The organism is Pseudarthrobacter sp. DSP2-3-2b1, from assembly GCF_049895945.1.
Taxonomy (GTDB): Bacteria; Actinomycetota; Actinomycetes; order Actinomycetales; family Micrococcaceae; genus Arthrobacter.
Window position 1 is genome coordinate 1 of the sequence record NZ_JAFCTI010000024.1, and the last position, 7,894, is coordinate 7,894.

The 7,894-nt window shown below is 64.7% G+C and carries 10 protein-coding genes; 5 read left to right on the forward strand and 5 right to left on the reverse strand.

Going from position 1 to position 7,894, the window contains the following annotated elements:
* Positions 1–116: 116 nt before the first annotated feature.
* Positions 117–422, forward strand: coding sequence for a hypothetical protein (locus ACP7AX_RS18895; protein WP_426228699.1), 306 nt, complete (start codon positions 117–119; stop codon positions 420–422).
* A gap of 8 nt (positions 423–430) precedes the next feature.
* On the opposite strand, the gene ACP7AX_RS18900 is transcribed toward ACP7AX_RS18895, so the two are convergent.
* The 4 genes from ACP7AX_RS18900 to ACP7AX_RS18915 all read right to left on the reverse strand — a co-directional run bounded on the left by ACP7AX_RS18900 (position 431) and on the right by ACP7AX_RS18915 (position 2,861).
* Positions 431–1,048, reverse strand: coding sequence for a VTT domain-containing protein (locus ACP7AX_RS18900; protein ID WP_131684538.1), 618 nt, complete (start codon positions 1,046–1,048; stop codon positions 431–433).
* 53 nt (positions 1,049–1,101) lie between these two features.
* Positions 1,102–1,722 carry a hypothetical protein gene (locus ACP7AX_RS18905; protein ID WP_426228701.1) on the reverse strand — a complete coding sequence of 207 codons (621 nt, stop codon included), beginning with the start codon at positions 1,720–1,722 and terminating at the stop codon, positions 1,102–1,104.
* A gap of 11 nt (positions 1,723–1,733) precedes the next feature.
* Positions 1,734–2,447 carry a BTAD domain-containing putative transcriptional regulator gene (locus ACP7AX_RS18910; RefSeq protein ID WP_131684537.1) on the reverse strand — a complete coding sequence of 238 codons (714 nt, stop codon included), beginning with the start codon at positions 2,445–2,447 and terminating at the stop codon, positions 1,734–1,736.
* Positions 2,448–2,657: 210 nt separating this feature from the next.
* Positions 2,658–2,861 carry a hypothetical protein gene (locus tag ACP7AX_RS18915; RefSeq protein ID WP_131684536.1) on the reverse strand — a complete coding sequence of 68 codons (204 nt, stop codon included), beginning with the start codon at positions 2,859–2,861 and terminating at the stop codon, positions 2,658–2,660.
* A 209-nt stretch (positions 2,862–3,070) separates the two neighbouring features.
* Between ACP7AX_RS18915 and ACP7AX_RS18920 the strand changes: the two genes are divergently transcribed.
* The 4 genes from ACP7AX_RS18920 to ACP7AX_RS18935 all read left to right on the forward strand — a co-directional run bounded on the left by ACP7AX_RS18920 (position 3,071) and on the right by ACP7AX_RS18935 (position 6,750).
* Complete coding sequence (locus ACP7AX_RS18920; RefSeq protein WP_426228704.1) at positions 3,071–3,265, forward strand: hypothetical protein; 195 nt, start codon at positions 3,071–3,073, stop codon at positions 3,263–3,265.
* A gap of 60 nt (positions 3,266–3,325) precedes the next feature.
* The gene (locus ACP7AX_RS18925) at positions 3,326–3,526 is read left to right on the forward strand and encodes a hypothetical protein (RefSeq protein ID WP_131684535.1); all 201 of its coding nucleotides are present in this window, start codon (positions 3,326–3,328) and stop codon (positions 3,524–3,526) included.
* A gap of 104 nt (positions 3,527–3,630) precedes the next feature.
* Positions 3,631–6,198 carry a hypothetical protein gene (locus ACP7AX_RS18930; RefSeq protein ID WP_426228706.1) on the forward strand — a complete coding sequence of 856 codons (2,568 nt, stop codon included), beginning with the start codon at positions 3,631–3,633 and terminating at the stop codon, positions 6,196–6,198.
* A gap of 30 nt (positions 6,199–6,228) precedes the next feature.
* A complete protein-coding gene (locus ACP7AX_RS18935; RefSeq protein ID WP_426228708.1) occupies positions 6,229–6,750 on the forward strand; it encodes an O-acetyl-ADP-ribose deacetylase in 522 nt (173 codons plus the stop codon).
* Here ACP7AX_RS18935 and ACP7AX_RS18940 read toward each other — a convergent pair.
* The gene (locus ACP7AX_RS18940) at positions 6,731–7,795 is read right to left on the reverse strand and encodes an RluA family pseudouridine synthase (RefSeq protein WP_426228735.1); all 1,065 of its coding nucleotides are present in this window, start codon (positions 7,793–7,795) and stop codon (positions 6,731–6,733) included. The two genes, ACP7AX_RS18935 and ACP7AX_RS18940, sit on opposite strands and share 20 nt — an antisense overlap.
* Positions 7,796–7,894: the final 99 nt, after the last annotated feature.

Below are 7,894 nucleotides of genomic sequence, written 5' to 3' on the forward strand. Positions count from 1 at the left end.
ATCAACCTGCCCGAAACCGCACCACCCCAAAAACTAGCCCAGTGACTCCACACAGCTTGACAACTTTCGAGCGTTGCGAATCTTGGGCGGAAATCTGCCGGGATAAGGTTGAGGGCATGCCTTCGTTCCAGACCCGCCTGAAAATCACCGGACTGAAGCCTGGCAATCCGCCTGAAGCGGTGATGGCCGCAGCCGTTGAGGCGCTGGAGACCCGCCACCACGTGGAATCCAACCAGCTGGAGCTTGCCGGCGGCGTTCCGCAACTGAACCTGCGGTTCCTCGTGGAGCCCACCGAGTACAGCGGGGAGAACCAGCAGGCTCGCGAATCGGCAGCAATCATGCGCGACGCCGTCGAACGCGTTGCGCTGACCGGCTCACTGATGGTGCTCCGCCGGAACCGCGGCCGCTGGGCACCGGTGTAACCGGCGGTTCAGTCCTCCGGGGCGGGCTCCACCACCGGCGACCGCGTGCCCCGCCGGCGCGTGACAATTATTCCGACGACGGCGCCAATCACCAGTCCCAGCGCCACGCCGATCAGTGAACTGGCCCAGAACGGAAGTTTGGTGGCCGATCCCGTGAAGTAGCCCAGGCCCACCAGCCAGCTCGCCCACAGGACCGCACCCAGGCCTGCGCACAGGCTGAAACCCCGCGGTGAGACGTCGGCGATGCCCGCGGCTGCTGAGGTTGCCAGCCGTCCGCCGGGAATGAAGCGGGCGCCGATGATGGTGCCGTACGTGGAGGACCGGCCAGCCTTGGCGATCGCCTCATGCATTCCCACATGAATCCGGTGGCCCCAGCGCCAGCGGTCCAGAACGTGGCTGAGCCTGCGCCTGAAGAGCTGGAACACCACGATGTCGCCGAGCCAGGAAGCCACTGCTGACAGCCCTGCTACCAGGAAGACGTTGGCCTTGCCGTCAGCGGAGAGGGCTCCGCCGGTGATCACCACCATTTCGGACGGGATGGGCGGGAAGATGGCATCGCCCAGGACTATGGGGATGATCCAAAAGTAGATCGCCGCGCCCCAGCTGTCGGCATTGCCAAAGTCCATGGCCACAAAGTACCGTACTTTTCCTTTTGGCTATGGCACAGGACGGCGCCAGGTCAGCGATGGTGGTTGAGATGCCGGGCAGCCAGCAAGTACCAGTATGGCCAGGCAACCCAGGCCGCCGCCCCTACTGCGATGCCGGCGCCGCCAACGCCCCAGCGGATCCACGCCGGTGCCTTTTTGCTTGCCGCAAGTGCGGCGACCGGCAAGGCAGCAACCACGGCGCCGCCGATCGCCTGTCCCAGCCTTGCGAGGTCGCGGGGAAAGTCACCTGACTTCAGCAAAGAGCGGTGGGCCAGCAGGAACCAGCCTGCCTGGACAACCATCGCCCCCATGCTGATTCCGGTGGAGACAGGAAAACCAAGCTTCTTGGAAACCAGGAGGAACGAACTGGCGGAGCCTGCCACGCTGGCGACGGTCACCAGCCAGATGGCCGCATCGGACCCGGGGGTGCGGCGAAGGCGGTGGTGAACCTGAACGATGACGGGAATGCTTGTCAGGAAAAAGATGCCTCCCGTGACGTCATTGATGGTGCCAAAGACGTACGGCCCCTTCTTGGGCACTTCGATGGCGTACATGGCACCGAGCGTTGCCACCCCAGCCATCCCAACACCCGCTGCGGTGTAGGCGAATTTGGCGGCCGTCCTGTCGCCCGGGATCTCGATCAGGGTGTTCACTGTTTCCTCCTTCAGTGCGGATGAAAGGCTGACACCAGATCGGTGAGCTGGTTCGAGGGCTGCACGCCGAGCTCGTCCTCAAGCCGGCCGGCGAACATCGTGTACGCGCGCACAGCGGCGGCTCTGTTGCCGGCGGCCAAATGAGCCTGGACCAGCAGCAGATGCGTCGATTCCCTGAGCGGTTCGATGCTGGCCGCTGACAGGGCGGCAATGACAGCCCTTCCCGGTTCACCGGCGTTCAGGTGCTGCCGTGCAAGGTGCTCGAGGGCGGTGAGGCGCAATTGGCGTAGCCGCTCCTGTTCGAAGATCACCCAGTCGTCGTACCAGCCAGGCAGCAGGTCTGCACGGCTCAGGTCCTCGAGGTAACTGTCAGGCATCCGGGCTTCCGGCTGGGACAGCAGGGTGGCGACGTGCCGCTGCAGCGCCGTGACGTCCACCCTCACAGATTCGTGAAGCTCCAACGTGTCCGCCCCCGTGCGGATGAGGTGCGGGAAGGTGTGGGAGATGCACCAGACGGTGGTGCGCAGGTTCCCGGCTGCCTGGGTTTCGCTGCTTTTGGGCCAGAGAAGGCCCGCCAGGAAACTCCGGTGGCGGCAACCCAGGAGTCCCACGCATGCGATCAGCCGCTGCTCCCGGCTGGCCACAGTCACGGTATTGCTGCCGCGGCGCAACCGCCAGGCCCCCAGCAGGCTTAAATGCCAATCCTGTGCGAGAGCCACCGTCATGCCTATCCCCCTCAAGCGACCGGACAACACGCGATACCCCAGATATCCATCGTGGCACTATGGCGCATCATGTCAAGTCAATTTATTAACAGGGATTCAAGGCAGTTTATATACTCGGAATAGAGTCCGAATGATGCGCAATCGAAGTGGTGGTTGGTTCTCATTTAAAAGACCCCGGTGAAAGCAACCTGGCTGAATTGGGCGGGCGGGTTACACGCTGGCCGGGTTCTCCGACGCTTTCAGTAAATCAAGCCAGCGTTGCACGGCCAGAAGAATCTCGTCCGCATCTCCCGCAGTTTCCACGACTTCCTGATCCTGGCCCGGCCGGCTTGAGATCAGGCGTGCCCGCAGGCGGAGGTCCTGGGCCGGTTCGGCCCATGCGCGAATTACCATCGTGCCTTCAATGTCCGCCATAAGCGGGCGCCTGCTTTCCGTGTGTAATTTCCGTTTGTCACAAACATTACAGCTCTGTATGACCATCCTAGGCGCACTTCATTCCGTGCCCAACTCGAGGCGGTAGCGCGCCCAGCCGCACAAACAACGCCAAAATAACGCCCCGATAACGAAGCCGCCACGGGGCCCCGCGTTGACTGATGGCGAGACGTCGAAGGGGGGTGATTGACATGATGAAGGAACTTTCCGTTCACGAACTGGAGAGCCAGGAAGTGGAGCTGTTGCCGTCGCGGGAAACGCTGTGGTTTGACACGAATATCGCCAGTGTTTACGCGACCAATTCCTCGCTCGCGCTGAACGCTGGCTCGTTCTTCTCGGATGCGCACAGCGTTGCCCTGCAGAGCGTCATCGTTTCGCAGGGTTAAATCTGTCTATCGTCCGATATCTGCACCCTGGGGATGCCCGGGGAAGAGAGGTGAGATGCTATGTCGGCATCAACCGCGCTGTTACCGGTGGATCTCGACGCCGAGGTTGTCGAACTGCTTCCAATGAGGGAAACGCTGTTCTTCAACATCAACGTCGCTCCCGTTATTGCCGTGAACCTTTCGATGGCCGTCAATGCGGCAACGATCGGTTCCGTCGCGACCTCGGGCGCCTGGCAGGACCTGCTGGTTCTCCAGCAGTAGCACCCAGGACCGAAAGAAATCCCGGTGGGCATGCTTCGGCATCGGAGTGTGCCCACCACTCTCTGTGGCTCAACTCGTTGTGGCTCAACCTGGGGGTGGAGAACGTGACAACAGCACCCGAAGCCGCTTTTGCCCGGCACTGGTCCGCTTCGCCCGGGATCGTCTTCCTGGGTCCTGTAGAAGGTTCTGGCCTCAAAAACCGGAGTTTTCTGCTGCAGCGGGGCGACGGACAGATTGTCCAACTCTCTGAACTTCTCCATCTGGTGATGGCCGAGATTTCGCCTGAGAAATCCGCGGAAGAGCTCGCCCGTGAGGTCAGCGATACCTATGGCCGTGAGCTCGGTGTAAGCGGGCTCCTGCACCTTATCGATACCAGGCTGGCGCCGATGGGGCTGGTGCGGGACGCCGATGCTGACCCCGCTGCGGCAGGGCCGTCGCCTAGGGCGAACCCGTTACTGGCCCTACGGCTGCGGGGAACGCTTTTGCCGGAGGTTGCGGTCAACGCGCTGGCCCGGGTTCTGGCACCCCTGTACTGGGGTCCGGTGGTGGCAACTGTCCTGGTGGGGCTCGCCGTCGTCGACGTCCTGGTATTTGCCCAGGGTGATTTCTGGGCCGCATTGGATCAAATTCTTCTCACGCCGGCACTGCTTCTTGGTATTTTTGCGCTCCTGACGGCGGCAGCCGTGATCCACGAACTCGGCCATGCCACCGCGTGCCGTTACGGCGGGGCAAGGCCGGGGGTGATCGGCGTCGGGGTTTATCTGGTCTTTCCCGCCTTCTTTACCAACGTCACTGACTCCTACCGGCTGGGCCGGGCGGGCAGGATCCGCACGGATCTGGGCGGGCTGTACTTCAATTGCCTCTGCCTGATCGCCCTGGGAGTGGCCTACCTGCTGACCGGGCAGGGATTTTTCCTGCTGGCGGCCGGGTTGATGCACTTCCAGATGGTTCAGCAGTTGGTGCCCACGCTGCGCTTTGACGGCTACTTCCTGCTGGCTGACATCGCCGGTGTGCCGGACCTCTTTAACCGCATCCGCCCGGTTCTGCTCAGCCTTGTTCCCGGCCGGGCAGAGGATCCGCGGGTTGCCGGGCTCCGGCCTTTTGCCCGCCGCATCGTGACGGTCTGGGTTGTCACCGTTGTGCCGCTTTTGTTCCTGTCCCTCGGCTGGATGTTGTGGAACCTGCCCCTGATCATCGGGCAGACCGCCAATGCCATCGGGCAACACGCGGTGCTCGCCAGCGAGGCGATGGCTGCCAGTGAACCGGCCGGCGTCGCGCTCTCCATCCTGTCCATTTTTATGTTGTCCCTGCCGATAATCGGCCTGGCCATTCTGCTGTACCGGTTGCTGTCAGTCTTTCTCGGGCTGATGGTGCGCCTCGCGAAGCGCGCGCGCAGCGAGGTTGCGAATCGCAGGCCCAGCGAGGTTGCGAAGCCCGGTGCCGCGGTGATGCAGCCGGTCCAGCCAGGAAAACCGCTAGAGAAAGTTGAGTCAGCCATGGCCGCTGCAGTCCGCCCCGAACTCCTTCCGGCCGTCCCACTGGCCGCCCCCCGCACAGCCGCTCCAGCGGTAACACCGGCTTCCGCTCCCGCTGCACTTTCCGCCGTCGGCACTGCGGTTCCTCCCGCCGTCGGCACTCCCGCTCCTCCCGCCGTCGGCACTCCCGTTCCTTCCGCCGTCGGCACTCCGGTTCCTTCCGCCGTCGGCACTGCGGTTCCTCCCGCCGTCGCGCCCGACGACGGCCCCAACCTGCAGGATTTCCTCGCCGACAGGCCCGCGCAGGCCGCGCCCCTTGCTGAAGCCGGCTGGCAGGGAAGCGTCCGGCGGCTCAGCGGCAATTCGCTCAGGCTCGGCCCCGGCCGGCGGGAACGGGCCCACCTGGACGCAGCTGCGGACGTCCAACGGCGTTTGGACGGGCCCAAGACTGTTGTGGTGGTCAACCCCAAGGGCGGTGCCCACAAGACCACAGCCACCCTCCTCCTGGCCGCAACACTTGGCATTCAGCGCGGCGGCTATACGCTCGCGTGGGACAACAATGAAACGCGCGGCACCATGGGGTGGCGGGCGCCGCTGGCCGGGCACACGAAGACGGCGGTTGACCTGTTGCAGGAAGTGGACCGCTTCGCGGACCCGGTCCTCGGGCAGATCGCGGATCTGGACCGGTATGTGCGCTACCAGGGCTCCACGCAGTTTGACGTGCTCGCCTCGGACGAAGACGCCGCGGGGGCGGCCACCATCGGCAGCCGCGAATTCGACCGGCTGCACACGGCATTGCGGCGCTTCTACCGGATCATCATGGTGGACACCGGCAACAACATGCGGTCCTCCAACTGGGAAGCTGCGGTGGCGGCGGCGGACGAGCTTGTCATCGTATCCACGGTCCGGGAAGACACGGTGGCCAGTGCCGCCTGGCTGATGGACGGCCTGCGTGAGCGCGGTTATCAGGCGAAGGTCCGCAACGCTGTGACCCTGCTCGCCGCGCCGTCCCTGCAGACCGACCTGCAGTTGCATGACCGGGCGCGGGACCATTTCGCGACTCTCACGCGGGAAGTCCTTGATGTTCCCTTCGACAGGTCGCTGGTCTCCGGCGGGCCGCTCAACTATCAGGCACTTCAGCCCGCCACGCGCGAGGCGTGGCTGCGGGCCGCGGCGGCAGTGATGCGGGGCCTTTGAGAGGTTCGCCGTAAGTGGGAAACTGGCCGCATGCGCATCATCATCCTCCAGGGCGACATCACCACCCGCGCCGTGGACGCGATCGTGAATGCGGCCAACTCCGCCCTGCTCGGCGGAGGGGGAGTGGACGGGGCCATCCACCGGGCCGCCGGGCCCGAGCTCCTGGCCGCCTGCCAGACATTACGCGACACTGACTTGCCGCATGGGCTGGCACCCGGAGCCGCCGTCGCCACCCCGGGATTCCGGCTCCCGGCGCGCTGGGTGATCCACACCGTCGGGCCAAACCGGCGTGCGGGGCAGACCAACCCGGCGCTGCTGGTGTCCTGCTTCAGCGAAAGCCTGCGGCTGGCGGATTCACTGGTGGCAGGGTCGCTCGCGTTCCCGGCGATAGGTGGGGGAGTGTACGGCTGGAACGGGCGCCAGGTTGCGGAGGCAGCGTACGACGCCGTCACGGGCTTTGGCGCTTCGCATCCGTCCAGCGCGCTGGAGTTGGTGGAGTTTGTGCTGTTCAGCCCGGATATGGAGGAAGCCTTCAGGGCCGCGTTTGAATAACCTGCGCTTGGGTGGACTCGGTTTGAGTGGGCTCTGTTTCAGAATCCCCAGTTTGGGACTTCTCTGGCTGGGCAGCCTCGCTGAGCTCCCGCCGGCTGCGGTATTCCACGGGCTGGTTGCTGATGGGATCCACGAAGCGGATACCCCGGGCCAGGAGCTGCAGGGGTTTGGAGTAGTCGTCCGGGGCCTTGTCCAGCAGGTCCGGGTAGAACGCGTCGTTCACAATACCCAGCCCGAGCGAGGCCATGTGCACCCTGAGCTGGTGCGTCTTCCCGGAGTGCGGCTCCAACCGGTAACGGGCGAGGCGGGCCGGGTTTGTGCCCTCGAGTGAAGCGGCGGGGGTGCCTGTAGCATCTTGGTGATTACCGCCGTCGAACGTTTCCAGCCGTTCGATCCGGGTCTCCGCGTTCGGCTCGCCCTCGATGACTTCGGCCAGCAGGTAGCTCCGGGACTTGGTCATCCGGTTCCGCACCACCACGGGAAAATCGACGGCGGGAAATCCAGGCGCGGGCTCCGCGGCCGAGACGCACTCGTATTCCTTCTGCACCTGGCGCTTCTCGAACAGCACCTGATACTTACCGCGGGTTTCGGGATTCGTGGACAGCAGGAGGACGCCGGCGGTCATCCGGTCCAGACGGTGCATGGGGATCAGATCGGGGAGATTCAGCTGGTTCCGCAGCCGCACCAGTGCCGACTCCTGGATGTACGTGCCGCCGGGGGTAGTGGGCAGGAAGTGCGGCTTGTCCACCACCAGGAGATGCGCGTCCTGGTGCAGGATGTCCAGTTCCACGGGAATCCGGCTCTCCGGCGGCAGGGTGCGGTAGTACCAGATGAAGGTGTGGTCCTCGAGCCTGGTTGCCCGGTCCAGGCGGATGCCCCCTTCGCCGACGATCTCGCCGGCGTCGAACCTGTCCTCGATGCCCTGGGGATCGATGTGGCCCCACCGGTGCATCATGTAGTCCATGGCTGTGGTCCACGGGCCCTCGTCCGGGAGGCGCAGACGGGTGGCATTGACGCCGTCGCGCACGGGAAGGGGGGATTGCATCACCGGTCCATTCTACTTTGCGGCCCCGCTGCGCCCTGCCTCCTGCCCGCCCGGCCGGGGGGGCGGGTGGCGGGGGCCGCCCCCGGGCTGCACCACCCG